Origin of the sequence: Synechocystis sp. FACHB-908 (genome assembly GCF_014698595.1) — a bacterium.
Taxonomy (GTDB): domain Bacteria; phylum Cyanobacteriota; class Cyanobacteriia; order Cyanobacteriales; family Microcystaceae; genus Synechocystis.
The window spans coordinates 1-25,959 of the sequence record NZ_JACJTH010000034.1; the positions used below are offsets into that span (position 1 = coordinate 1).

The following is a 25,959-nucleotide window of genomic DNA, read 5'->3' on the forward strand; positions in this document are numbered from 1 at the left end:
CTTTTTTTGCCGAAATATTCTCCTGATTTAAATGATATTGAGCATGACTTTAGTGCCTTGAAACGAGCTAGAATGTACGCTCCTATTGACACGTCTCTTGATGAAATTATCCGTTCTTACTGTGGCGTTTAGCGTCTCAGCTTTATTTGAAACTACTATAAATCTAAATTTTGCCTAAAATAGTTAAAATCAATCATTTTTATCAAGATTTTGACAACGGATTCAGACAATACAAAATATTTGCAGATAAGCTCAGCAAATCTTATTAACCTCTCCTAATTTTACAGAGAAGTTAAGATAAAATTTGCTCCCCATTGTCCATGAAGTAGTCAATTTAGGGAGCAGAATAAGACTAGGCAAATAACACATTAAAGCTGGCCAAAACCTTTTTTCTTCTTTTTCTTTTTCGGCTTACCGCCACCACCTCTGTAACCTCGAAAACCTGGGCCTGGTTGACCGCCAAACATACCTCCCCCCATGCCTGGCATTGCTCCCATCCCTGGCATACCTCCAGGCATTCCTCCCATGCCCATTTGCTGCATCATGGTCCGCATCTTGGTGAAATTGGTGATTAGCTTAGACACATCGGTTTCACTATGACCCGATCCTTGGGCTATGCGACGACGCCGACTGGGGGATTTAGCTAATAAATCGGGATTCTTCCTTTCCTCCGTGGTCATGGAACTAATCATGGCTTCGGTGCGCTTGAGTTCCTTTTCCCCTTTTTCGATGTCGCCACTGCTGAGCTTATTCATGCCGGGAATCATTTTCAGCAGACCCCCTAGGGAACCCATATTCTTCATAAAGCGCATTTGCTTAATGAAGTCATCAAAATCGAAGGTGGCTTCGAGAATCTTGTTCTGTAACTTCTCCACGTCCCCGACATCGATCGCCTCTTGGGCTTTTTCCACCAGGGTCAGCACATCCCCCATGTTTAAAATCCGACTGGCTAGGCGATCGGGATAGAAAGGTTGCAGGGCCTCCACTTTTTCCCCCACCCCGACAAATTTGATCGGCTGGCCGGAAATTTGCCGCACCGATAGGGCTGCACCGCCCCTAGTATCCCCATCTAACTTGGTAAGAATTGCTCCGGTAATACCAATTTGCTCGTGGAAAGTATGGGTTAAATTGGCCGCCTCTTGCCCCGTCATGGCATCTACTACCAGTAGAGTATCGTCAGGTTTAACAACCTGTTTAATTTCGGCCAACTCCGCCATCATTTGGGGATCAATCTGCAAACGACCGGCGGTATCGATTAAGACCGTATCGACTCCCAATTCCTTGGCTTTTTCCACCCCTTGGCGGGCAATTTCCACCGGGTTGGCATCACTGCCCAGGTCAAATACAGGCACATCAATCTGTTGCCCCAGAGTTTTTAGTTGGTCAATGGCGGCGGGGCGATAAACGTCCGTGGCCACCATCAGGGCACTGCGTTTTTGTTTGCGGAGATAGAGGGCTAATTTGGCCGTGGCGGTGGTTTTCCCGGTCCCCTGCAAGCCGGCCATAAGAATGACGGTGGGAGCTTGCTCTGCTTGAGCTAGGGGCACGTTGCTTTCCCCCATCAGGTTTACCAGTTCGTCGTAAACAATTTTGATGAACTGTTGCCCTGGGTTAACCCCACTGATCACATCCGCACCGAGGGCTTTTTGCTCTACGTCTTTGATGAAACCCTTGACCACCTGGAGATTCACGTCCGCCGCCAACAGGGCTCTCCTGACTTCCTGAAGCGCCTCTTTAATATTGCTTTCACTAATTTTGTCCTGACCCCGGAGCTTCTTCCAGGCATCTTCAAGGCGATCGGCTAAGGCATCAAACATAGACTTTTAACGGCGGGACGGAACTTTAACTATTTGTAACCAATTCAACTGTAGCAAAGGGTTGCCCTGGCCAGAGAATCTGATCGGTCCCATCCCCTAACCATGGGCGGACCCAGGCCTCTCCTCCCCAATGGCGATCGCCGTGTAATTTGGTTTAGATACCCACCTCAACAATCCAGTAATGACCTTGCTGATCACTCGAAGGAGAGAAACCAATAATGGACAACAAAACTCTGGTTGAAAAAAGGGTAAATTACACCCTTAGTTTAAATGGTCGGTTAATTATTATTGAAAACGTCCCAGCACGGGTTAATGAAGAAACTGGAGAGCAGTTTTTTTCGCCAGCAACGGTAGAGTGTTTACAACAGACTGTTCTAGACAATCAGGAGCCGGATCATTTTATTCAAATTCCGGTTTATAGTTATTCAGAAAATCAAATCATTCCTAATAATTACGAAAATGGATAATTCAGAGCAATGGTACACAAGAGAAGAAAGAGAATTATTGCATAAAGCTCGCTATTTCTCAGGTTCCCATAATTATTTTTTTGAGTTAAAGGTAGCCAAAAATGGCTCAAAATATATTGTTATCGATCAACGCAAGAAGGTTGGAGACAAGTTTGTGGGATCAAAAATAAGAATTTTTGAAGATGAGATGTTGGAGTTTGAGCGTGTATTACATCAACTTATAAGTATCGCTTCTGGACAAATGCATGTTTCTGCTGATAACTTGTCTCAATCAAGCTCTATAGAAGTAGAATCCAAAGACCTTTCGTGGGAAAATAATTCAGATATCTGCCCTAACTTTTTTCCGATATTAGCTACTACTAATAACTGGCAAGAGTTTGAAAAATATACCTTTTTATTATTAAAGTCACTAGGAATTGTAACTATCAAAAGTTTCCTTGGAGAAAAACAAGCTGGTAAGGCGGATGGATTTTTTCGGACTACTAATCTTTCAGTCATTTATGACTGTACCTTGGCAAAGGGAGACATTGAAACTCTTAAAAGTCAACAAATCATTAATTACTGTAGTCAATTGAAGCAAGGCAGAATAGAGTTTTCAGATAGAATAGTTGAAGAATTTCATGAAGATCATAAGCAAGTTTGGATAATTAGTCGTCAACACTCTCGAAAAATTCAAGCAATTAATTCTATAGAAGTTAAATTGATTTCCATCCAAGATTTAATGAATCTATATGCAACTAGATTGACATCTAACTCCTCATATGAGTCTTTAGATTTGCAACTAAGAAATATTTAGCATTTAAGAGTAATTGCTTGCATACTAGGCTGAGTTTAACACTTCTGTTTCTGGATCTAAGGTTAACTGTATATTTTTTTCAGAGTCATCAATAATTTGAACTTGTAAATCTTGGTAAAACTCTTCCTGAGCCAAAGATACTTTCGACTGGGAACTTAATAATAGTAATGCCCAAAATACGCCAACTTTATCTTTTTTATCCGGCAATTTATCTGGATCTAAATGATGATGCCAACAGTGGAGTAATGTATCCAAATCTACCCAGGAACGATGGGGTAAATCAGGCAAAATTTCCGGCAGACGGGTTTGTAAAAATTGTTCCAATTGGCTGGCTAACTCAGTTAAATTTTCCTGGTGGGCTAATTCGGTAATGATTTGTAGTGCTTCCCGCCGGGATTGGGGACGGGCCCGTTTCACCCGCTTGGGTTTTTGTTCGCTTTTTTCGATTTCAACGGCGATCGCCTCGATCTGATCAATTAATTCCGCCAGGGTAACCCGACGACGTTGTAGGGGCGGGACAGCAGTGCGGCGACGCAGACGATTTTCTAAATCCCTTGGTAACCGGGCAATTAGACCATCGGGCCATTCTTCTAGCTCAGCTTCAGGTAAAACTTCTTCTGGTTCCTGCTCCAAATTGTGGAGACTGTCAGCTTTGTAGCGCACCAACATGGAGGCCCAAAGAAAAGCCTGGCCAGAACGGGGTAAATTTTGCTGTTGAAAATTCAGGTCGAGGCTGTTGAGAATGCCCAGATCCTGCAAAAAGCGATCAATTACATCGATCACCGACACGTCCCAGGGGTTAATCTCCCCTTGGTGGGCCATTTCGATCAGGGTATCAATGGCATGACTCGCCGCAGATGGTGTCATAATTCCTTATGTTAACTGCCCGCTGTGAAGATCACCAGTTGGAGGACGCAGGCTTTATGGATGGGGTTTCCCTCGCGGATTTACGCTTGAACTATACCCAGGGGGGTTTAATCGAGGCTGAGGTGGCAGACCATCCCTTTGCCCAATTTCACATATGGCTCCAACAGGCGATCGCCGCTGAGTTGCCAGAACCCAATGCTATGACTTTAAGCACTCTGTCCGAGGAAGGCCATCCGGTGGGGCGTATGGTGCTGCTCAAGGGTTTGGATGAGCGGGGCTTCGTTTTTTACACTAACTATGACAGTGCCAAGGGGCAACAGTTAACGGCCCATCCTTGGGCAGGATTAGTGTTTTGGTGGGCGGCCCTAGAAAGACAGGTACGGGTGGATGGTCAAGTGGAAAAAATTGATCCGGCAGAATCCGATGCCTATTTTCAGTCCCGTCCCCGGGGTTCTCAATTGGGGGCCTGGGCTTCTCCCCAAAGTCGGATTGTTGGCGATCGCCAGGAGTTAGAAGACAATCTAGCCCGTTGGGAAAAACAATACGAAAACCAATCCATTCCCCGCCCCCCCCACTGGGGAGGATTTCGAGTGATTCCCCATCGCATCGAATTTTGGCAAGGCCGCCCTAGTCGTCTCCATGACCGTTTGCAATTTAATTTGCTTGATGGTCAATGGCACAGACAGAGGTTGGCGCCGTAGAAGTTAAACTAGCCCCCATTCCATTGCAGTCTTAAAGTTTTGACGTTTTAGTCCATAAAGTTGATCAGAGTTGCGTATTTATAAACATTTGAACTTTTTATCGTCCTTTCTCTACACAAATTTGAATCAAGTATTCTCCTTAGTGTGTTTTCTGTCTTAGTCAAAATTGGTCTTACTGCCGAATTTTCATCTTCCAACGGCAGCCTTCTTTGAAGATTTAGGATAGAATCATAGGATTGTTTTGCCGTCATAGCCCCTAAGATAAATACGTGCGTCTAGAAATTTCATCGCCTCAAACAAAGCTTCCTTACCCCAAAACTGAAGAATTACCATTTACCCTCCAAGAGCTCAGAAACGCTATTCCAGCGGATTGTTTTGAGCCATCGGTAGTCCGGTCCTTGGGCTACTTTTTTTTGGATGTTGGTTTAATTGCCGGGTTTTATGCTCTAGCGGCCTACCTTGATTCCTGGTTCTTCTATCCGATTTTTTGGTTAATTCAGGGAACCCTATTCTGGTCCCTGTTTGTGGTGGGCCATGATTGTGGCCATGGCTCCTTTTCCAAATCCAAAACCCTTAATAATTGGATTGGTCATCTCAGCCACACGCCAATTTTGGTGCCTTACCATGGCTGGCGTATTAGTCATCGTACTCACCATGCCAACACGGGCAATATCGACACCGACGAAAGTTGGTATCCAGTGTCGGAGCAAAAATATAACCAAATGGCCTGGTATGAAAAACTTCTACGTTTTTACTTGCCTCTGATCGCCTACCCCATTTATCTATTTCGGCGATCGCCAAACCGGCAAGGCTCCCATTTCATGCCCGGCAGTCCCCTATTCCGTCCCGGAGAAAAAGCAGCTGTTCTCACCAGCACCTTTGCCCTTGCAGCCTTTGTCGGCTTCCTTGGCTTTTTAACTTGGCAATTTGGCTGGCTATTTTTGCTGAAATTTTATGTTGCCCCCTACCTCGTGTTTGTGGTGTGGTTAGATTTGGTCACATTTTTACATCACACTGAAGACAATATCCCTTGGTATCGTGGTGATGACTGGTATTTTCTCAAAGGTGCCCTCTCCACCATTGATCGGGATTACGGCTTCATTAACCCCATTCACCATGACATTGGCACCCACGTCGCCCACCATATTTTCTCGAATATGCCCCACTACAAGTTACGCCGGGCGACTGAAGCCATCAAGCCCATTTTAGGGGAATATTATCGATATTCTGACGAGCCAATTTGGCAAGCTTTTTTTAAGTCCTACTGGGCTTGCCATTTTGTTCCTAATCAAGGTTCAGGGGTCTATTACCAATCCCCATCCAATGGTGGATATCAAAAGAAACCTTAATTGATCCTAATTGAATCAAACCAACATCGGGAGGGAAGGCAATATTAGATGGTATTACTCCCTTCCGATCGCCTTATGAGAAGTATGGAAGAAGTTAAACAATCACACTCCAAAAGATCAGCATTAAACCAACAACGGTGCTGTGGTGAGGCAGAAGATTGAAAAAGGATTGTTTACCTAACTGTTGACTGAGAAAAATCGACCAAAGTACCCCGGCCAAAAGCAGCATACCTTGCAAAAAGGCGATCGCCGCTGGATCCGCCACCAACATCGGTAAATCAAAGGGTAAAGACCAGTGGAAAGTTTTTGGCACTAGGGTCAACACCTGCCCCGCTTCCCCCAAACCCAAGTTGAGATAATGGGCTAAGTTGGCCGCTAAAGTGAGAGGCAATAGACCGTAGGCTAGGTTAATGAAGGGAATTTTTTGCCCAACTTTAGGAGCGGGAATCAAAAAGTAGGCGATTAGTGGCAATAAAGCTGGTAAAAATAGTAAACCGAGGGACAGAAAACCATGGTCAATAAATGTACCCACTGGCGATAAATGCCATACCTGGATAAATTCTGGTAATCTCCTCAATAAAACGCTATTCAGGAGTAACAACAATAAGGCTACTTCGTAAGGGCGCACGGTATGGGTAGTAACAATGGCGATCGCCGGGGGACGCAGATTAAATTCCACCGAACGATGGGGACAGGCTTTTAAACAGGTCATACATAGTACACAATCCCGATTGTCGGTTAGTTGGGCCGGATGGGTACCCAGGGGACAGCCTTCAGTGGCTTGACCTTCCCCCTTAGCGGGGCCTCCCTTGTAGCACTGGTAAGTAGTACATTCTGCCGAACAAGTTCCCTGTTGGGCCCGCAATTCTGTGATAGCTAATTTAGCAAACATGCCGTTCATGCCGCCAATGGGACAGAGGTAACGACACCAAAATCTTTGCTCAAAAATCACGGAGCAAACCATAGCTCCCCCGGTAATTAACAGTAATAACCAAGCAGAAAGATAAGCAGTATTTTCCAAATTCCACAGTTCTTCCCAGAGTAAAATTAGGGCAAAAAGGGCAAAGAGAAACCAACCACCCCAATTTTCCGCTGCCTGCCTCGGCCATTTTTTCAGTTTCCTCGGCCAGAGCCAGAGAGATAATTTTTGGGTAATTTCTCCGTAAATCATAAAGGGACAAACCGCACACCAAAGTCTACCAACAAAAATAAATCCCAATAGCACTAGGGGCCACCACCATGCCCAAAATAAATTCAATGCAAAATTTTGGTCCCTAGTTTGGGGCCCTAGAAAAAGAATAGCCACAATGACTGGGAAAGCGAACACAGTGAAGCCATAATTGAGGCGATCGGGCCACCAGGCACTGCGTAAAAATTGCCGTAATTGCGGGTAACGGTTGAGTAAATTCAGACGAAATAATTGTTTCTTACCTTGGGAAGGCCAAATAATTTCCTCGGTAATTACTTTTTCGCCCTGTAATTGGGTTACCGCCCGTTCCACTAGATTGTTTAATTCCCGAATATTATTAGGAAAATCGTAGGCTTGTAAGCGACGCAGGGCCTCCGGTGCTAGGTTAGGAACTTCGATGCCCTTGGAGCGACAAATTAAACTTAAATAATAGTCAACGTAATCCTCAATATCCGCTTTTCTTACCCGCAAAGGGGGAATTTTAATGGTGTTAGTAAATAGGGAAGTAAGCTTGGGAATGATGTTTTCAGCAATGGCAATTACCTTGGCTTGACTATGGCGAAAAGTTGGTTCTGCTCCCCCTGCTGTGGCCACCGGTTGGTAAATACCTTCACAAATTAAGTTGGCGATCGCCGGTAAAAGTTGGGGTTTCAATTCCTGAATATTGTTCAACAGTAAGGTTCCTTGACCCAAGGCATCTAAAATTCCGGGTTTACCTTGATTGGTGCCAAAGAGTTCTTGACCACTGGCGGATAGCAGAGCACAGTTGACCTTCACCATCACCGACCGTTGGGCTTGGGCTGAGCCAAAATGAATCAGGGCGGCGGTGTTATCCTTTTCCAGTCCCGGCTCTCCGAACAATAATACTGGCTTTTGATCTGTTGATACTGCTTTAATTTGCTCCCGGAGCTTTTGGGCATAGCGACTTTTACCCATAATGGCTCGCTTAGCGGCAGGGACGAGGTAGGGGCGTAAAATCTTCTGTTTTTCCTGTTCAAAAAATAATTGGGCATTCAGTTCCCTGAGTTCCTGCACCAATTGTTGGGAAAAAGCCTGAGTTATCTGGGGATAATCTTGCAGCAATTGCCGCATTTTTTGCCCTGGTAAATACCACAATTGGCAGTCAGTAAGGGCGACTAAATCCTGTTCTAGGGGACTATCAATTATGAATGCCTCTAGATTAATAATTGCCCCTGGCAATAAACAAAATTTCCGGGCATCAGATTCCAACTGTCCTTGACCAAGAATGTACAAGTCCGTTCCCTTGTCCCTATCTTTGGGCAGACTTTCACCCTTAGCCAGGGAAAATTCAATTAATTGGCTGGCGATCGCCTCCAGAATCTCCGGGGCAAGTTGGCCTAATTCCGTCCGTTGTCGGAGCCAGGAAAGCAAATAGGAAAGGCGATCGGTCATGGCAAAACCCCTGAGGAAAAACCTATGATCATACTAATCGATGCTGTAACATCTATCCTGAATTAAGTTCTGGGATATTTTTAATCTAAGTTATGAAATTGCCCTACGGAAACCAAGCTGATGTGAAGCAAATAACTGATAAACTACAGACCTATTCCCTTAACCTAAACCATCCTAATGGCAAACATAAAGCTAGACTTTTTCGAGCTAAATTGGGTATAACAATAGATAACCAAGACTTTCTTATTACTAGGCTCAGAAAAGTAGCCGCTCATTATCAAAATTTTGAATTGACAGATTCTGACCAGTACGGAGAACGTTATGTGGCTGTTTTTCCCATGACCACTACCACTGGAACAGCGAAAGTACTTAGTGCTTGGATAATCCGCCCCGGGGAGACCTATCCTCGACTAACCAATGTTTATCCCATTCGCAATTAGCATCAAGGAAATTACACTTATGGACAACCTTCAACTACATAGTCTTGTGGCGTTAAAAGAAGATATTACTGCCAAGCTTTTTCTGACAAGCCAGCCAATTCTATTGCGTCAGGGACAAGTTGGGACAATTATTGAGATCCTGGGGGGAGGGGAAGCTTTTGAAGTCGAGTTTGCCGACGGAGATGGTCAGGCTTATGCCATGTTGGCGGTTCCCAGAGAAAAATTAATGGCTTTACACGATCAACCAATCTTGCTAGCAAGTTAGGCAGTACTCAATTGGAGGTTAGGTTTAGTTATTGGCTGGTATCTCCGGTAAAATGGGCGGGGATTTAAGCGCACTTTGTAGGGAGTTTGGCCAATGTCGAAGTTTGTTTTTGTGACTGGGGGAGTGGTCTCCAGCATTGGTAAAGGCATTGTGGCCGCTAGTCTGGGACGGTTACTAAAATCCCGCCATTATTCCGTTTCCATTCTTAAGCTTGATCCTTACATCAACGTGGACCCCGGCACCATGAGTCCCTTTCAGCATGGGGAGGTGTTTGTCACTGAAGACGGAGCCGAAACAGATTTAGATCTGGGACACTACGAGCGTTTTACCGATACTTCCATGTCTCGCCTCAACAGCGTTACCACCGGGTCCATTTACCAAGCAGTGATTAATAAGGAACGACGAGGAGCCTACATGGGGGGCACTGTACAGGTTATTCCCCACATTACCAACGAGATTAAGGAAAGAATTCTCCGGGTGGCCCAGAACACGAACCCCGATGTGGTAATCACAGAAATTGGCGGCACCGTGGGAGATATCGAATCCCTGCCCTTTTTGGAAGCGATTCGCCAATTCCGCAAAGAGGTGGGTCGCCATAACGTTATCTACATGCACGTTACCCTCATTCCCTGGATTCCCGCCGCCAAGGAAATGAAAACCAAGCCCACCCAACACTCGGTTAAGGAGTTACGTTCCATCGGTATTCAGCCGGATATTTTGGTCTGTCGTTGCGATCGCCCGTTGCATCCAGGTATGAAGGAAAAGTTATCGGAATTCTGCGACGTGCCGGTGGAATCGGTGATCACCTGTCAGGATGCCAGCAGTATTTATGAAGTGCCGTTAATTTTGGAAAAGGAAGGGTTGGCCCACCAGACCCTAGAACTGCTGAGAATGGAAAATCGATCGCCAGATTTGTCCCAGTGGCAATCCCTGGTGGAAAAAATGCAGTCCCCCCACCATGACATCACCGTGGCCCTGGTGGGTAAATATGTCCAACTCAGCGATGCCTATCTTTCCGTGGTGGAAGCTCTGGGCCATGCGGCGATCGCCAGTGACAGCAAACTCCACCTGCGTTGGATCAGTGCCGAGGAGATTGAAGCCCAAGGGGCAGCCACCTTTCTGAAAGATGTGGACGGCGTGTTAGTGCCCGGCGGTTTTGGCATTCGGGGGGTGGACGGCAAAGTCCAGGCGATCGAATATGCCAGGGAAAATCAACTGCCCTTTTTGGGCCTATGTTTGGGTATGCAGTGCTCCGTCATCGAATGGGCTAGAAATGTGGCCAAATTACCGGAAGCCAACAGCGCGGAATTTGAAACGGAAACCCCCAACCCAGTCATTAACCTTTTGCCAGAACAACAGGATGTGGTGGATCTGGGGGGAACCATGCGGTTAGGACTATATCCCTGTCGCATTGCCCCAGATACCCTGGCCTTTTCCCTGTATCAAAAGGAAGTGGTGTACGAACGGCACCGCCACCGCTATGAGTTTAATAACTCCTACCGCACCCAATTCACCGATACTGGTTTTGTGGTCAGTGGCACATCCCCCGACGGCCGCCTAGTGGAAATCGTTGAATATCCCCACCATCCCTTTTTCATTGCCTGCCAATTTCACCCGGAATTCCATTCCCGTCCCAACCAAGCTCATCCCCTTTTTAGCGGCTTTATTAATGCGGTCTTAAAACGTCGCAATGCCCCTGCTAAGATAGCGGTTAACTGCCACACCGTTACCGAAGATCATGAGCCAAGTTAAACAAATCCAGGGTAAGGCCTTGCCCCTAGTGGGGGATGACATCGACACTGACCGCATCATTCCCGCTCGCTTTTTGCGTTGTGTCACCTTTGACGGTCTGGGGGAACATGTTTTTGCCGACGATCGCCAGCAACAGGGGGGCAACCATCCTTTTGATCTGTCCCAATACCAAGACGCCACAGTGTTGGTGGTCAACCGCAACTTTGGTTGTGGCTCCAGCCGGGAACACGCTCCCCAAGCCATTATTAAATGGGGTATCAAGGCCATCATTGGGGAAAGTTTTGCTGAAATCTTTTTGGGTAACTGCTTGGCCAACGGTGTGCCCTGTGTCACTGCCCCCCATGGTCAGATTGCCGATTTACAACAAGCCATTACCGCCGATCCTAATTTGGCAGTGAATTTAGACCTAACCACCGCTGCCGTTACCTACGGCGATCGGAGTTTTCCCGTAATTCTCTCCGACGGGGCCCAGCAAATGTTGCTGGATGGCCAATGGGACACCTGTGGTCAACTGGTGCAAAATCAGGGGAAAATTGCCGCCACCGCTGAAAAATTGCCCTATCTCCATTGGCAAACTTCCGCCGCCTAGAACCTATTGCTTTTTTCCGTTGGGTGTGTTGGTAAGTCAGCTTTTTTGGGCACAATGCCCACAGAGTTGGTTTATGTCTGGTCGTCAGAACACACCGCTTTGCTCTCCCCTCCCACCACCGTCAGGACACAATGGAAACTGAGCAACTTCTTTGGCAATATGGCCAGGGCACTAGGGATTTCAGCCGCATTGAACTACATCATGCCGATTTAATCCAGTCCGATCTAGTGGGCATTATCCTCAACCGGGCCCTGCTCGCATATGGCAACTTCAGCGGCAGTAATTTATCTGAAGCCCAGCTACGGCGTACTAACCTAAGCCATGCCCGTTTGATGGGAGTGAAATTTGTCGGGTCAGACCTGACTGGCATAGATTTAAGCTATTCAGATCTCAGTTGGGCGGACCTAACCGATTGTGACCTCAGTGGAGCCAATTTGGCCTATGCCAAGCTCAAGCAAGCCCGGTTAATACGGACAAATTTAGAAGGGGCTAACTTGGCGGAAACCGATTGCCAGGGAGCAATCCTAGAAGCAGTTAATTTCAGTCGAGCGGATTTGAGTGGGGCCGATCTCACACGAGTTGATCTGGCAGAGGCTAATTTCAGTCGGGCAGATTTGAGTGGGGCCGATTTTCGCAAAGCCAACTTTGACCATGCCAATTTGTATAAGGTGAATCTAAGTCAAGCCCAATTACGTCATGGCACAGTGGAGGAGGCTTTTCTGCAGGGAGCAGACCTCAGTCAAGCTAATTTGAAAGGAGCGAATTTAGGCAGGGCATTGATGAAGGAAGTTAACCTCAGTTTGATTAATCTATCGGAAATTCATCTTAAAGCTCTCCCCAACAAGGAGCAGATTAACTGTGCCGGTTGCGCCCTGCGGGGCACTATTTTCCAGGGAGCTAATTTCCAGAATGCTAATTTTGAGTATGCTTTGATGGAAAAAGCTTTATTGGCCGGGGCCATACTCCGGGGCGCCAATTTAATCGATGCCTGTTTACGGGGGGCAGACCTACGTAATGTCAATTTTCAAAATAGTCACATTAGCGGCATAAACTTGGCAAAAACAATTATGCCCGATGGGAGTGTACATCCCTGATGAGAATGCTATCGGTGTTTGGGGCGATCGGAGGGGTGATGGTATTGGCCAGTGGTGCTCTGATGGCGATCGGCAATCCGGGCAAGCCTGACTATGAAGACTACGCAGTGGAAACCCTCAGTACCTATCTAAAAACCGAGATTTGTCCCAAAGCGCCTGCGGATTTTGGCGGCTTCGTGCAGAGTTATTGCAAAACCTTGGTGGATGCAGGACAACCACAAATTAAACAAATCATCGCCCAAACTACTAATCAGCAAAATTTTTTGTTGTTTAGTATTTACCAAACCACATTATCTCTGCCGGATCCTTTTCCTACCTATGAGTTTCAAACCATTGGGGTAATGAAGCAGTTTTATACTTATCAGGCAATGGAAATTTGATCTTCTTTTTAATTAATCTAAAGGTGTTCTTGTAACGTTGCCAAAGCCTTTGAGTATACTTAAATAAGTTCCACAAATATTTTTTTAGCCTGACTATAAACTTAATCATTTATTCTACTTTTGTGGCTATTAATAATGACTCAGTTAATTAAATCTTTACCGGGTTGGCTGAAGCTAATGTTGATTTTTCCCATCTTTTTTCTGAATGGGGTTTTGCTGAGTTTGATTATTAATCGCTTTCGGGAACTCTTTGACTACATCATCATTGCCACCCTAGTGACTTTCCTGCTCAAATTAACCATCAATTTTTTGGTCAGTAAAGGGATTGGTAAAAGGCTGGCAATTTTTGCTGTCATCACCATCAGCTTTGCCCTCATCGCCTTGGGAGGCATCACCCTTATTCCCTTAATGGGTAATCAATTGGGCAATCTTTCCCAAGATATTCCCCGTTGGCTCAGCGGCAGTCAAGAGCATTTAGCCAACCTGAAAAACTCTACTTTGTTTTTAACTTTGGATAATGCGGGGGTCAATGTCGATGATTTATTTCAGAAAGCTTACCTAACTTTAAGCAAGGAATTAGACCGCATCGGACAAATCAGTTTAAAAGTATTAACGGAAACCATCGGTGGGGTGGTAGATACCCTGGTCATTCTGGTTTTGACTATTTTCTTGCTGGTGGGAGGAGATACTTTTTGGCAGGGAATTCTAAGTTGGTTACCCTCACCCTGGGAGAAAAAAATCCCCCAATATGCCGGTGAAATTTTTCGAGATTATTTCATTAGCCGTTTAATTCTTGCCGCTGGTTCCAGTATGGCTAGGTTAGTGGTTTTTATGGCCTTGGGCATTCCCTACAGCATTCTTTTTGCCTTCAGTTTGGGGTTAGCTAGTTTAATTCCTTTTGCTGGAGCTGTAGTTACCCTGATTGGAACCTTAGTTTTGTTATTAAAAGGCTGGGTTGTAGCGGTGAAATTTTTTGTCAGCGCCATTGTCATTGACCAAATTACCGACAACGGTGTTGCGCCTAAATTAATGGGGGACAAAATTGGTTTAAATCCGGTCTGGATTTTAATTTCAATTTTTATTGGGGCGGAAATAGCTGGCTTACTGGGCGTGTTGCTAGCCGTACCGATCGCCAGTGTGATCAAGAAAGTGATTGATGATATGCGGGCTGGAAAAACTGAGAACGAAGAAATCGATACCGAGGAACAGGTAGAAGTACTGCCGGAATCCCTGGCTTAGGGCGTTGGGGTAACTATGTAGAATGACGGAAAAAATCGGGAGCAATCAGCTCAAACCCGTTCTGGGGGGAGGGATAAACCTGAGAAGCAGAGGAGAAGCACCACCACGCCGTTTTACCTCAGTTTATGACCTGGTGTAACCAGGGGGGAGTCATCAATTCTCGTTTTCGTTTCCGGGTACGAGCCCGGTCTACTACCACGCAGAATGCACAGAGACACCCTTATTTTTCAAGCATAGATCAAAAAACGTTGTTGGCAGTCACCAACGCGGTAGTTACTTCCCTGCCATTATAACCCCATCCTTCGGCGATCGGGCAATGGGGCTAGCCTCCGAACAGAGACGTTAATCGAGTTGAAATTCTTCCAGATAACGCACTAAGGGGAATCAAACTCAACCTAATTTAGTTTCACTAATTACCCTTTTACCCTTGACGGTGGTTGAATTTCCATAGGGCACTGGAAACCCAGTTGGTGAGAATGTGGGCCACAATAGGCACCATTAAATTGCCGCTGGCGATCGCCCCATAGCCCAACACTAACCCCACCACCGTTGCCCACACCACGTAGGGCCATTGCTCCGTACTACTGAGGTGCAAAACGCCAAATACTAGGCTGGAAACCACCACCGCCAAAACACCTCCCCCCAAGGCGGAAAGCATCACTCCCCGAAACAGTAATTCTTCACTTAAACCGGGCAATAGTCCTAACCAGAGCAAATCTGCCCATACCAGGGGTTTAATCACAAAGGCAAGGTAGGCATCGGCACTGACCCGATAGGCAGGCCAAATCCGATAAATTAACCCACTGGTCAGAATGATTGCAGTTGCTAAACCCAATCCCAATAAAGCGTCTGGAACATTAAAACTGATTTTTAACAGGGTGACATCCCCCCACCATTGCCAAAGCTTAGCAATGATCAGCAGTAGCACCGCTGTGAATCCCATCACCCCCAAAATTTGGGTACGGCTTAGGGGCTCCATTTCGGAAGGACTATTGGATGAAGACACAGATATTCAGGGTAGGCGGTGAAGAAGGGGAAAATCCGGTTGGAAACAATCAAGGTTAATGCCTGCACGGTCTGCACAGAGCACTCCGATCGCCTCTAAATAAGAGTTTACCCTAACCACAGAAATGCCTAGGTCTTCGCCATAGACTTCTAGCTGGGTAGAGTTATTTTCCACTGCAATGATGCGGGCAGAAGATTGGCTAAAACTCATCAAAGCGGAACCACCGCAGGCGCTGGCGGGCACAACCACAGCATTCACATCCCGACTCCAGAGGGTTTGGCCCTGGGCATTGGGAAATCTTTGGTAATGGGGAGCCCGACTCAGTCCCATCAATACACAGGGTAAAAAAGTGTAGCCCAATTCCTCCGCCGCTGACCGGGGGGAAATGTCTGGGTCTAAAGGCAAAGGACTCAACGCTGGGGCATGGGCACAGGGCACTTGAAATTGCCGCACAATTAAATGGGAAATGACCGCTTCCGCTCCGGCCAAGGGATCCACCCCATGGCCATGGCGATAATCAGCCAGCACTTGAGTGCCCACATCATCGGGAAAGCGAGCAATGACGGCGATCGCCTGGGCTTGGGTCTGGGTCAATAACTTATCCGCCGCCCGCAATAAACTTTCTGGGTTAGCAATGGTGCCCCAACTAGTGCCAGAGTCCGACAGGCGCAATTCCACCCCCAAGGGTTCATCAGTAACAACGTAATCCGTCAGGGTTAAACCCAGGGTAGCCCGAGCCCCGTCCGCCACCTGTAAATGTCGCCAGCGCAAATCCTCTTCAATGCCTTGATCCAAAATTAGGCCAATGGCGTTGTTACCCACAGGAGTTAAACCCCAATCTCCCTGGGCAAAGCGATCCAGGGCGTAACCTTCCACATAAAGGGCGTTGGGTATGGGGTAATAAAGCTGGGCCCCGTTTAACACATTGGGATGGGTAATGAGGCGATCACACACCTGGGAAATGGCCCTGGCGATCGGTAGAGCATCCCCAGCGTAACCACCAAGGGCCGCCCCCACCCCAGTGGGAATAATTAAAGTGACGTTATAACTCAAAGTGACCGTAAAAGACTGGAACTAGTAAAACTTAGAACGTGTTTGGAAAGTTTTATCCCGCCCCCTAACTCGACCCACTAAAACTCCGGCAATACTGGGGAACTTTCACTCAATTTCTTCCCAAATTTGGGGGGCCAGGGGGGCTTTTAAAACAGGCTCTTAACCTTTTTTTCTAGACTTCCTGCACCGCCGTCACCGTCACCACCGCTTCCACCTGGGCTTTTTGTTGCTCTTTATCCACCGCTGTCACCGCCCACCGCAGGGGATCGCCCCGTTTAGCCAATTCCTGTTCAATTTCCTGTTGCAGTTGCAGGGGATTTTCCTGGAGGTCAATTTCAGCAGTGATGAAATGGGTCGTCATAGGTTTTGGCAAATATGGGCGGGTAAGGCAACTCTGACTGATTCTAGCAAAACCCCAGAAATTTTCCGCTAAAATTTGAGACTATCAGCAAGTTTTACCTCGGCAAACAAGAGCTTGAAAAAGGTTTTAACCGGCACTACTGCCCTGCTCATTTGGAGTTTACTGGTGGGGGCAGTGTTATGGGGGGAAAGTATTTGGTTTTCCCATCCTCCCCTACGCCCTGGTGATCGAGCTTCCCTTAACCAATATTTAATCGATCGCCTTAACCAAGGGGAAGGCAAGGAGTTGGGCAGTGCGGCCCTAGCCCTAATCCACAATGGCAAAGTGGACACCATACATACGGTGGGAGTGGAGAATGTTGATTCCGGTTCCCCCGTTGACCCAGAAAATACCCTCTACCAAATGGCTTCTGTGAGTAAACTGGTTACGGCCTGGGGGGTAATGAAATTGGTGGAAATGGGACAGATTAATTTAGACGATCCAGTTTTATCCCATCTTCGCCGTTGGCAATTTCCTGCTGATAGTCCTTACCGAGGAGAGGTAACCATTGCCCAACTGTTGAGCCATACCGGGGGACAGAACGATCATTTAGGCTATGGAGGATTTTTGCCGGGGCAACCGTTGCAAACCCTGGAACAGTCTTTGACCCTAACAAAAGATGTGGCCTTTGGGGAACCAAGGGGGGTGGAGGCAGTTTATCCACCGGGAGAAGAGTTTAGCTACTCCGGGGGCGGTTATACCGTTTTGCAACTGTTAGTGGAGGAGGTGACGGGACAATCCTTTGCTGAATTTATGCAGGAGCAAATTCTGCACCCGTTGGGTATGACCGGGGCGAATTTTGATTGGCCAACCATTGTTGACCAGGGAAGAGCTAATAATTTGGCCACTAGTTTTACCGAAGATTTACAGCCCAGCCCTCCCCGCCATTTCACTGCCACCGGGGCCGCTTCCCTCTACGCCAGTTTGGCTGACATGGTTAAATTCGCCCAGGCCCATCTCCAACCCAACTCGGTTTTGAAAGCTGACACTTTGCAAAGGATGGCAACGGCCCAACCGGGCACCGATGGCACCTGGGGTTTAGGTATGATGCTGTACCAAACCACCACCAGTGGGGGAGCTGTGATCGGCCATGACGGGGGCAATATGCCCGCTCTGAACCACACTTTGCGAGTTAATCCAGAAACGGGCAATGGCATTGTGTTGCTGCTATCGGGGAATCGTAGTCTGGCTAGTCATCTAGGGGATGATTGGGTTTATTGGGAAACTGGCAAGCTAACGACGGCGGCCAGGGAACGATTTTGGCAATCCCGCCTTGTACCGGCATTGATAGTCATTGGAGCCGGGGCGATCGCCATTGGCCTTTTGACCTTTATTACCCCAGGCTTACTGCGGCAAATTTCAGGCCATTGAAACTCTCGGTTGAGCCCCTAGACCATGGTGAACTGCCTATCGTAGTTGGCCACAGGCACAGTCCTTTGTTCACATTTAAGGTAAATGGTTAGTATCTCCTCCGATGGCGATCGCCGTCTGACGATTAACTTACCTCCCAGGAGTTGGAAGAGATTTTTGGTCACATCCCAATTTAAACTCAGGCAACCGGTTTGGGGCTGGAACATCAACAATTCCCCCAGAGCCCTGACGGGATTGGCTTGGTGTACTGACTGGGTATGGAACTGCACTTTTAACTGGTCACCGGCAGTGGTGATCTGTAAATTGATCTCTCCGCCGCCGTTGAAATTCCGCACAAATTTTTCAATCATGCCCCCCAGCACCTGGTCTAACAAACTGGGGTTACTCCACACCTGGGGCAAAGAATGGGGAATCTGAGCTTGTAAATTGACGTTATAGCGCTGGGCCTGTTTTTGCCAGCGGGGAATGCCAGCTTGGAACACCGCTTCTAAGGATGTCACCGTCAGGGGCACCACCAATTCCGGCAGGGGGGTTGATTCCAATTCCGTGGCTCGGAAAATCAGGTCCATGCGGCTGATTTGATCGCTACACTCCCGGTCAATGGATTCAATTCGTTTGAGCACTTCCGGGGAAAGGTCTTTGCGACGCAATAACAACTTGGTTAGGGTGCGAATGCTAGTCAGGGGAGTCCGCACCTCATGGGTTAAGGCTTGGAGCAGTTCCACATCCGGGGATGGTTCCGCCGATTCCTGTTCTTGGCATGGGGGAAGATTATAGGGATTGGGCTGGTAGTCCAACATCAATTGCCCAAAGTAAGTCACCAAACGGAAATCGGGCTGGGGAAAATTAAAAGCCGCTATGGTTTTTTGCAAGAGGGACAGATCAGGACTTAGGCCATATTTGAGGCGGGCCTGGAGGCTTAACCAAGCTTGCTGCAAAATTTCTGGGTCAAAAGTCCAGTAGAACTGGGCCAAACCCTGCTCATTTTTGCCCAACAGCAATAGCAGACCAAATTGGGGGGTCATCAGCCAGCAAAATTGCTCTTCCGCCAAGGGGTCCTGGGGAAACAGGGGAATTTCCCGCATGGGGGGGACAGCACTCCATTCGGATTCCTCGCCAGCTAAACAGGGCCAGGGGGAAAACTCTTCCCAGGGGGTGGCAATGCCTTGGTAAAAATTTCGCACCAGCACCGCATCTTTCAGCACTGGGGCAGGGCCCGTCAAACAAATTCCCGGTAATTCTCCCCCAACATTGGGCAAAGTTTGTCTTAAAAATGGTTCCAAAGCGGCGATCGCCCCAAACCATTGTTGCTGTGCTCTGGGATGGGCCCACTGGGGAGCCCGCCCTCGGTCATATCCTCCCCAACCGGAAGACACAAACAAATCACTCAACTTTAGGCAAACTTCATTCACGGGAACCAGATTTTTAGGATGGGAAAGTTAACAGCGGTAACAACGGGGGACGATGTTCTGAAAGGGAATAGGAAATAGCAAACTTTTTGCCACTGCAATTTAACAGACTCAGCAGTCTTGTGTGGCCTCTCTCCCTGATGGTAAGCCCATTTTCCTTTCCCCCTTAGGCGTAAAACCGAACAAAATCCGACGGATGGACGCAAAGGCGCGAAGAAAGGATGACAAACCTATACCGCTCTCCGTCTTGACCAGGGCAAAACTACGTTAATTCCTCAATCATTTTTGTGATGCATTAACACTATGATCATTGGCGCAGGTACGATCCAATAGAAATTATGAGTTTATGCGGTTTTAAAATCTAATTACCTAATTAAGGTTTTGCACTGGTGGTGTCAACTACTCCGAGCAATTGTCCTCCTACGGTGAACATATCCAGCGGAAGAACTCCGTCACCCTGTTATTTTTAAGCAACCGATCGCCGGTCTAAACCCGTACTAAAAATGCCACCCCCACGCCATCAATGCTAGAACTGGTCATGACTTCACTCCTTTTGAAGAAGAGATCACCGAGAGTCAATTAAGATATCTTAATGTCAATATTTTTTCACTAAATATTTATTTTATCTATTGTTGGAAGGTTGCTGATTACTCCACCCTTGGCGATCGCCCCCACAGTGAAATCGGACCCAACACAGACAGAAAAAAACGCTAATAAATTTAGTATTTCTCACTGTAGAATCCTGTTTTGTATCAAGTCTAATAGAGATACTTAGTTACCGAAAAAAATAAAATCGGCACCAGCTATCAAGTTTTGGCGATCGCCATCATCGAGGCCATAGAGAATTGATTATTTTCACTAAATCGGATTAAAAGATTTATGAATTACAGAGTAAAAAGGTTGAAGTCGAGACTAAATCGCCTTGATATTGACTATGGCCGGAAAATTTTCTATTAATAAATTCTCCTAAAGTCCTGTTTCGTACAGATAAGAATGTAGTTCCGAAGATAAACTCTTGGTTTGGGCCTGACCGGCGTCCCGTTTGCGCACAATCCTTACTCTATACAGAGATCAGCTTATCGTGCAGAGTAAATTTTTCCAAGCTTTGGGAGACAAGGAGTCATAAACATTTTAATTCAAATGAATCTAAGTGGCGTTAGCATACAACCCTTATGATTGTTAGTGAATTGAGATGCCATTTTTAATTAATTGCATTGCCAATGACCAATAATCCTCCCATAAAATTAAATCAGTTATTAGGACTCCTCCCCGTCGAAGCTTATAAACGTTTAGCGCCCCATCTCAAAAAAGTTGTCTACAAGACCGGCACAGTACTATACGAGCCCAATGAGGTGATGGAATTTGCCTATTTTCCCAATACAGCTATGATTTCCGTTGTCTCAATTATGGAAGATGGCTCCACCACAGAAATTGGTTTAATTGGCAATGAAGGAATGGTGGGATTGCCCATTATTCTGGGGGGAAAACAAACCACAAGCCAGGTCATCGTCCAGGTGCAAGGGGAAGCTTGGAAACTAAGTGCCCATATACTTTTACGAGAGTTTGAGCAGTCTCCCCAACTGCAGAGAATTTTGTTGCTCTATACCCAAGCCAGACTCACCCAGGTTTCCCAGAGTGCCGCCTGTAATCGCCAACATAAAATTGAAGAACGTCTAGCCCGTTGGTTAATGTCTGTCCATGACTGTCTTCAAGTGGACGAGATACCCCTTACCCAAGAATTTGTCGCTAATATGCTCGGAGTCCGGCGATCGGGGGTAACCATTGCAGCGAACTCTCTCCAACAATCCGGCATGATCACCTATCGTCGGGGAAAAATAACTTTGTTGGACTACGATGCCCTTAAAAAAACTAGCTGTGAATGCTATCAATTAGTACAAGATGAATATATTCGTTTACTTGGTTTCCGTCAGGGTTAAGCTAAATAAGCTAAAGATAAGAGCATGATCGTACAGACAAAAAGCAATATTTTTTCTAAATTGGATGTGGGGAATAATAAATAAAAAGCAGAGGTTTCTAGCCCATAGGCACACTATTACCGGGTGAAGAATTCTGGATTAATTCTGGATTCAATATTTTCAACAACTGCCTAGAAGCCTTGCGCCGACGCCAAATCTTCAAGCATCTCGGAGAAGTAGATCTGACTATAATTGTCGATTTTCCCAGAACTTCCCGTCATTCGACTATACAACTATTGCCAGTTCAACAGGTGCAATGCAATGTCCTCCTATCTTGTCAACGAAACTCTAGCGGTAGTGGAAGAGGAGATTGATCGATTTCTGACGGACTTTCCCCCTGACCATCCCTATGTCATGGCCCTGTCGTTGTCCTGCTTCCGCCAACAACTCAAGGCGAAGATTTTAAGCACAATTCCTAACCGTCATAAAGTTAGGACAGACGAAGATTTAGAATTTACTTCTGTCCATGGCTACACCGGCCTAATTGAAGAAAAATTAGTTATTGAAGAAAGAATTCTTCGGGCAATGCCAGACATGATTGATAGCTTAATGAGTCGTGTGCATCAAGAAGATTCAGGGGAAATTATTGACCAGGATACCCAGGCAAGTTCCCTCTACCAGGATAGGGATTGGTGGGTGAGGGTGCACACTATTATTCCCTGTGTAACCTATTACTTTGGCCCTTTTACCGATGAAAAAGAAGCTAACAAAGCTTATCCTGGTTATCTCGAAGATTTGAGGGCAGAAAAGGCCATCGGTATTTTCGCTGATATTAAACAGGACTGCCCCCGAAACTTAACCGTGGTTGACTCACCAGCGGATCTGAAACAGGATCAGCGAAGATTATGGAAAATTTATAAAAAAATTTATCGACAAAAGTCAGTTCTCGAAAATTCGTACCACAATTTATTAGAATTGTTACCTGGAAATTACTTAATTATTGATTGCCATGGAAAAATTCAAGATGCGAACCAAAATGCCTGTCGTTTGCTTAAAACCGATAGAGAATCCCTAATGGGGAAACCTTTTATTTACTATGCACCGCAACAACAAATTTCGTTACTCGAAAACCATCTGGAAAATATAGTTAAAGATCAAAGTGAATGGCAGGTGCCCTATTGTTGGTCAATGCAACTCCAATCCTTGAGCAGTATTTCCATCAGTGTGGATATTCAAGCCACCCAAAAAAGAAATGACAATGGTGAAATCAATGGTTTTTATTGGCTATTAAATGACATAACGTCCCTCGCAACCATTAACGACCAACTTTATTATGATTCTCACCATGACAGCCTGACTTGTTTACCTAACCGTCGTTCCCTGGCTCTTTTTTTAGAAAACCTACACCAGAATGTCCATGGCAGAAATAATTCTGACGACCAGGCATTTGCTCTGCTGATGCTGGACTTGAATAAATTTAAGAGCATTAACGATCGATTCGGACATTTGTTTGGAGATAAAGTGCTACAACGGGTAGCAGAAATCCTATTGGAGTGTGTGCGAGACGGTGACCAGGTTGCTCGACTGAGTGGAGATGAATTTATAATTGTTTTGAAATCAACCAAGTCAGGTGATGATGCGAAAAAATGTGCAGACCGCATTCACCGATTATTTTCCCGTCCGTTAACTATGGAGGGAATTCAACTGCTTATCAGTACCAGTATTGGTATTGTGATCAGCAACTACGAACAGTTTGACTATGATCGTTTAATCGATTATGCCGACACGGCCATGTATGAAGCCAAGCGCAACGGGGAGCTATTTGTGGTTTTTGATGAGACTCAGCCTTCAGCCAATGGCAAATCCCACCTGTTACCAATAAAAAATTTATCTTTGGAAAAATAACAAGGGTAGGAGATGTATAGCTGATCAAGATAATTATGAGACATTAAGATATGCAGTAATCTTGAATAACTTTATCTATGCTAGTACCGGAAGGTGCGTACATTCTCGCTCTCTTTAATGCACTAAAGTCATGCTCTATATCATTCAAATCTGGGGAATAAGTTGGCAAAAATAACACCGTGTGTCCTGCGGATTTCACTATTTCCCTAATCTTATTTTTTCGATGAATGGGGGCGTTATCCATAATCAAGATTGATGTAGCTGTTAATGCTGGTATTAAAAAGAATTCCAGCCATCCTTCAAAACCCGTTGCATTTAAGCTTCCTGTGAATAACATCGGCACTATTAAGTCTTTTTTCGTTTTTCTTCTTCCTGCTGCAAGATTTTCTTTTTTCCCTCTTTTTCCCTGATTTTCTCCATATACTCTTTCTCCCTTTTTAGACCATCCATAAAGTGAGGATACAAATTCCTCAAAACCAGCTTCGTCTATAAATACTGGACTTTTAGTATCGTACATTAAAACTAATTGGCTCAAGATTTTCTGATATTCTGCTCGCTTTTGGGCATCTCTCTCTTGATAAAGTAACTGTTTTTCTTCTTAGTAACTTTCATTTTTTTGAATTGATAACAGAGTGAAGCAGGAGTTACACCAAATTTTTTAGCTCTTTCTTTTAAAAGCATATCAGGATTATTTTTCACATCCTCTTCCAATTCTTTTCTGTTTATCTTACGCTGGCGGGTCTCAACTTTCGTTGCCCCAAGCTCTTCTCTGCCCAACCAGCGATAAATTGTTGCTCTGCCCACCTTAAATATTTTCGAAGCCTTTGTGATTCCACCACCACTCTCGATGAAATCTATTACCTTAATACGTAAATCAAGATCGTAAGCCATGACTGATTTAGTTGTTTATGGATTCTTGTGTTATTCTTCCAATATATTACCACAAAACCCAGGTAAGACGCCTCATAATTAATTAAATTAGCTATAAATTAGTAGCTAATTTCCACAAGTCGCTCTGAAGTATTGGCCTCCATTGCCAATAATCCCAAGACAAGCTCCTGAAAAGCAACTACGACATAAGGCTTACCTCCCTTAGCGTTCTTGCCACCATCAAAGCCTTTTTTTCTGTTGTTTTAACCGATTGAAAATCAGTCAACACAAAAATATTCCCCCAAAGTTTTCAGTCCATTGGCAACAGTGGGGGAAGGGGGAGCTAAAACTAATTTTGATGTTTAATTTTGCCGTGGGCGACCGGGACTAATAGGCATCCTGGAGTTCGTAAAAATCGGGGGAAATATAATCCTTACGCAGGGGCCAGCCTACCCAATCCTCCGGCATCAAAATCCGTTTCAAATTGGGGTGACCTTCATAGACAATGCCGAACATGTCGTAGCATTCCCGCTCTTGCCAGTCTGCCGCTTTCCAAATCCAGTACACAGAGGGCACCACCGGATTTTCCCTGGGCAAAAATACTTTTAGTCTGACCTCTTCCGGGTTACGGGTATCCTCGGTCAACTTCACCAGATGGTAAAAACTCACTAAGGATTTACCAGGCCCTTCATCGTAGGCTCCCTGGCATTGTAAATAGTTGAACCCATAGGCATATAAAGCCGTACAGAGGGGCAGAAGCAAATCCGCTTCCACTTGCACCATTTCCACCCCCAGGTGATCCGCCGTTAAGCTCTGGTGCTCAAAGCCATTGGTGGTCAGCCAGGTGGATACAGGGCCCACAGGGGCGATCGCCGTCTCCTCTTGGAGATTAACAGCTTCATTGGGGGAGTTCACTTCCTCAGCCACGGTTTAATTGCTCCTTTTGTTGAGAGGTGGTCAAAGCGGGAGGTACAGGCATTCCCATGGCCTCCTGCAACTCCCGGGGGGGAGCGGAACGGGTACCCTGTTGTAAATACTTGCCGTCCAAAATCGGCGCCACCACTTTCATTTGGTGGGAAGTGCTGTAGTAGCGATGGGTTTGCTGAGTAATGGCCCGTTCTTGGATAGATTCATTGGCCACCTTTTTGCGCAGTTTAATAATGGCATCAAAAATGGCTTCGGGGCGGGGAGGGCAACCGGGAATATACACATCCACCGGAATCAATTTATCTACCCCCCTTACCGCTGTGGTGGAATCACTGCTAAACATACCACCGGTGATGGTGCAGGCTCCCATGGCAATGACATACTTTGGCTCCGGCATTTCTTCGTAGAGGCGCACCAAGGCCGGGGCCATTTTCATGGTGATGGTTCCGGCGGTGATAATCAAATCCGCTTGCCGGGGGCTAGAGCGGGGCACCAAACCAAATCGGTCAAAATCGAAGCGCGAACCGATCAGGGCGGCAAATTCGATGAAGCAACAAGCAGTGCCATACAACAACGGCCAGAGACTAGAAAGTTTGGCCCAATTGTAGAGGTCATCCACCGTGGTTAAAATGACATTTTCCGAAAGGTCTTGGGTGACCTGGCTACGGCTGGCGGGGTTGAGAATTTTGGCTGTGGCGACCCGTTCCAGGTCAGTGGGGTTAGCAGGGTTGGGACTCATGGGAA

24 protein-coding genes, 1 other RNA gene and 1 pseudogene are annotated in these 25,959 nt (G+C 46.2%); 15 read left to right on the top strand and 11 right to left on the bottom strand.

The features are described 5' to 3' along the window. The coding region (locus H6G46_RS11525; protein ID WP_190759818.1) for a transposase at positions 1-132 on the top strand (132 nt) is incomplete at its 5' end. A gap of 236 nt (positions 133-368) precedes the next feature. Here H6G46_RS11525 and ffh read toward each other — a convergent pair. Further along, complete coding sequence (gene ffh / locus H6G46_RS11530) at positions 369-1,817, bottom strand: signal recognition particle protein (RefSeq protein WP_010872928.1); 1,449 nt, start codon at positions 1,815-1,817, stop codon at positions 369-371. Positions 1,818-2,035: 218 nt separating this feature from the next. On the opposite strand from ffh, the gene H6G46_RS11535 reads away from it, so the two are divergent. Together H6G46_RS11535 and H6G46_RS11540 are read left to right on the top strand one after the other, a co-directional pair. Continuing rightward, on the top strand, positions 2,036-2,284 hold the full coding sequence (locus H6G46_RS11535; RefSeq protein WP_020862330.1) for a YgiT-type zinc finger protein: 249 nt from the start codon (positions 2,036-2,038) through the stop codon (positions 2,282-2,284). Next, complete coding sequence (locus tag H6G46_RS11540; RefSeq protein WP_010872927.1) at positions 2,277-3,080, top strand: hypothetical protein; 804 nt, start codon at positions 2,277-2,279, stop codon at positions 3,078-3,080. The genes H6G46_RS11535 and H6G46_RS11540 overlap by 8 nt, the downstream gene beginning before the upstream one ends. Before the next feature lie 24 nt (positions 3,081-3,104). On the opposite strand, the gene H6G46_RS11545 is transcribed toward H6G46_RS11540, so the two are convergent. After that, complete coding sequence (locus tag H6G46_RS11545; protein ID WP_010872926.1) at positions 3,105-3,947, bottom strand: segregation/condensation protein A; 843 nt, start codon at positions 3,945-3,947, stop codon at positions 3,105-3,107. 56 nt (positions 3,948-4,003) lie between these two features. Between H6G46_RS11545 and pdxH the strand changes: the two genes are divergently transcribed. Next, positions 4,004-4,648, top strand: coding sequence for a pyridoxamine 5'-phosphate oxidase (pdxH, locus tag H6G46_RS11550; RefSeq protein WP_014407112.1), 645 nt, complete (start codon positions 4,004-4,006; stop codon positions 4,646-4,648). Between the two features lie 398 nt (positions 4,649-5,046). Further along, complete coding sequence (locus H6G46_RS11555) at positions 5,047-5,997, top strand: fatty acid desaturase (RefSeq protein WP_020862332.1); 951 nt, start codon at positions 5,047-5,049, stop codon at positions 5,995-5,997. Between the two features lie 94 nt (positions 5,998-6,091). Here H6G46_RS11555 and H6G46_RS11560 read toward each other — a convergent pair whose 3' ends face one another. Continuing rightward, on the bottom strand, positions 6,092-8,599 hold the full coding sequence (locus tag H6G46_RS11560) for a sigma 54-interacting transcriptional regulator (protein WP_010872923.1): 2,508 nt from the start codon (positions 8,597-8,599) through the stop codon (positions 6,092-6,094). A 92-nt stretch (positions 8,600-8,691) separates the two neighbouring features. Here H6G46_RS11560 and H6G46_RS11565 point away from each other — a divergent pair, with 92 nt between their 5' ends. The 7 genes from H6G46_RS11565 (at position 8,692) to H6G46_RS11595 (ending at position 14,358) form a co-directional block, all read left to right on the top strand. Further along, positions 8,692-9,039, top strand: coding sequence for a DUF6883 domain-containing protein (locus H6G46_RS11565; protein WP_010872922.1), 348 nt, complete (start codon positions 8,692-8,694; stop codon positions 9,037-9,039). Further along, the gene (locus H6G46_RS11570) at positions 9,017-9,304 is read left to right on the top strand and encodes a DUF4926 domain-containing protein (RefSeq protein WP_020862333.1); all 288 of its coding nucleotides are present in this window, start codon (positions 9,017-9,019) and stop codon (positions 9,302-9,304) included. Before H6G46_RS11565 ends, H6G46_RS11570 begins: the two co-directional genes overlap by 23 nt. Positions 9,305-9,397: 93 nt before the next feature. Beyond that, positions 9,398-11,056 (top strand): CTP synthase (glutamine hydrolyzing), encoded by a 1,659-nt coding sequence (gene pyrG / locus H6G46_RS11575; RefSeq protein ID WP_010872921.1) that lies wholly within the window; start codon positions 9,398-9,400, stop codon positions 11,054-11,056. Beyond that, entirely contained in the window at positions 11,043-11,645 is a 603-nt protein-coding gene (gene leuD / locus H6G46_RS11580) for a 3-isopropylmalate dehydratase small subunit (protein WP_010872920.1), read from the top strand. The genes pyrG and leuD overlap by 14 nt, the downstream gene beginning before the upstream one ends. 131 nt (positions 11,646-11,776) lie before the next feature. Next, complete coding sequence (locus H6G46_RS11585) at positions 11,777-12,739, top strand: pentapeptide repeat-containing protein (RefSeq protein ID WP_010872919.1); 963 nt, start codon at positions 11,777-11,779, stop codon at positions 12,737-12,739. After that, the gene (locus tag H6G46_RS11590) at positions 12,739-13,119 is read left to right on the top strand and encodes a DUF4359 domain-containing protein (RefSeq protein WP_010872918.1); all 381 of its coding nucleotides are present in this window, start codon (positions 12,739-12,741) and stop codon (positions 13,117-13,119) included. Before H6G46_RS11585 ends, H6G46_RS11590 begins: the two co-directional genes overlap by 1 nt. A gap of 135 nt (positions 13,120-13,254) precedes the next feature. Next, positions 13,255-14,358, top strand: a complete 1,104-nt coding sequence (locus H6G46_RS11595; protein WP_010872917.1) for an AI-2E family transporter — start codon at positions 13,255-13,257, stop codon at positions 14,356-14,358. Positions 14,359-14,451: 93 nt separating this feature from the next. Here the strand turns inward: H6G46_RS11595 and ssrS are convergent. The 4 genes from ssrS to H6G46_RS11615 all read right to left on the bottom strand — a co-directional run bounded on the left by ssrS (position 14,452) and on the right by H6G46_RS11615 (position 16,778). Next, a non-coding RNA gene (ssrS, locus tag H6G46_RS11600) (6S RNA) lies at positions 14,452-14,637 on the bottom strand. Positions 14,638-14,779: 142 nt separating this feature from the next. Next, positions 14,780-15,364, bottom strand: coding sequence for a type II CAAX endopeptidase family protein (locus H6G46_RS11605; RefSeq protein ID WP_010872916.1), 585 nt, complete (start codon positions 15,362-15,364; stop codon positions 14,780-14,782). 6 nt (positions 15,365-15,370) lie between these two features. After that, positions 15,371-16,417, bottom strand: coding sequence for a DUF3326 domain-containing protein (locus H6G46_RS11610; RefSeq protein WP_020862336.1), 1,047 nt, complete (start codon positions 16,415-16,417; stop codon positions 15,371-15,373). A 172-nt stretch (positions 16,418-16,589) separates the two neighbouring features. Further along, complete coding sequence (locus H6G46_RS11615) at positions 16,590-16,778, bottom strand: hypothetical protein (RefSeq protein WP_010872914.1); 189 nt, start codon at positions 16,776-16,778, stop codon at positions 16,590-16,592. A gap of 114 nt (positions 16,779-16,892) precedes the next feature. Between H6G46_RS11615 and H6G46_RS11620 the strand changes: the two genes are divergently transcribed. Beyond that, entirely contained in the window at positions 16,893-18,188 is a 1,296-nt protein-coding gene (locus H6G46_RS11620; RefSeq protein WP_223211266.1) for a serine hydrolase domain-containing protein, read from the top strand. Positions 18,189-18,205: 17 nt separating this feature from the next. Here the strand turns inward: H6G46_RS11620 and hik34 are convergent, their stop codons facing one another. Further along, positions 18,206-19,600: a two-component system sensor histidine kinase Hik34 gene (gene hik34, locus H6G46_RS11625; RefSeq protein ID WP_010872912.1), complete on the bottom strand. Its 1,395-nt coding sequence runs from the start codon at positions 19,598-19,600 to the stop codon at positions 18,206-18,208. Between the two features lie 1,217 nt (positions 19,601-20,817). Between hik34 and H6G46_RS11630 the strand changes: the two genes are divergently transcribed. Beyond that, positions 20,818-21,534 carry a Crp/Fnr family transcriptional regulator gene (locus tag H6G46_RS11630; protein WP_010872911.1) on the top strand — a complete coding sequence of 239 codons (717 nt, stop codon included), beginning with the start codon at positions 20,818-20,820 and terminating at the stop codon, positions 21,532-21,534. Positions 21,535-21,834: 300 nt separating this feature from the next. After that, the gene (locus H6G46_RS11635) at positions 21,835-23,418 is read left to right on the top strand and encodes a diguanylate cyclase (RefSeq protein ID WP_010872910.1); all 1,584 of its coding nucleotides are present in this window, start codon (positions 21,835-21,837) and stop codon (positions 23,416-23,418) included. Between the two features lie 43 nt (positions 23,419-23,461). Here the strand turns inward: H6G46_RS11635 and H6G46_RS11640 are convergent. The 3 genes and pseudogenes from H6G46_RS11640 to ndhK form a co-directional block, all read right to left on the bottom strand. Beyond that, positions 23,462-24,309: pseudogene (locus H6G46_RS11640) on the bottom strand (IS630 family transposase). Between the two features lie 366 nt (positions 24,310-24,675). Continuing rightward, positions 24,676-25,215, bottom strand: coding sequence for an NAD(P)H-quinone oxidoreductase subunit J (locus H6G46_RS11645; protein ID WP_010872907.1), 540 nt, complete (start codon positions 25,213-25,215; stop codon positions 24,676-24,678). Beyond that, on the bottom strand, positions 25,208-25,954 hold the full coding sequence (gene ndhK, locus H6G46_RS11650) for a photosynthetic/respiratory NAD(P)H-quinone oxidoreductase subunit K (RefSeq protein WP_010872906.1): 747 nt from the start codon (positions 25,952-25,954) through the stop codon (positions 25,208-25,210). The genes H6G46_RS11645 and ndhK overlap by 8 nt, the downstream gene beginning before the upstream one ends. Positions 25,955-25,959 lie beyond the last annotated feature (5 nt).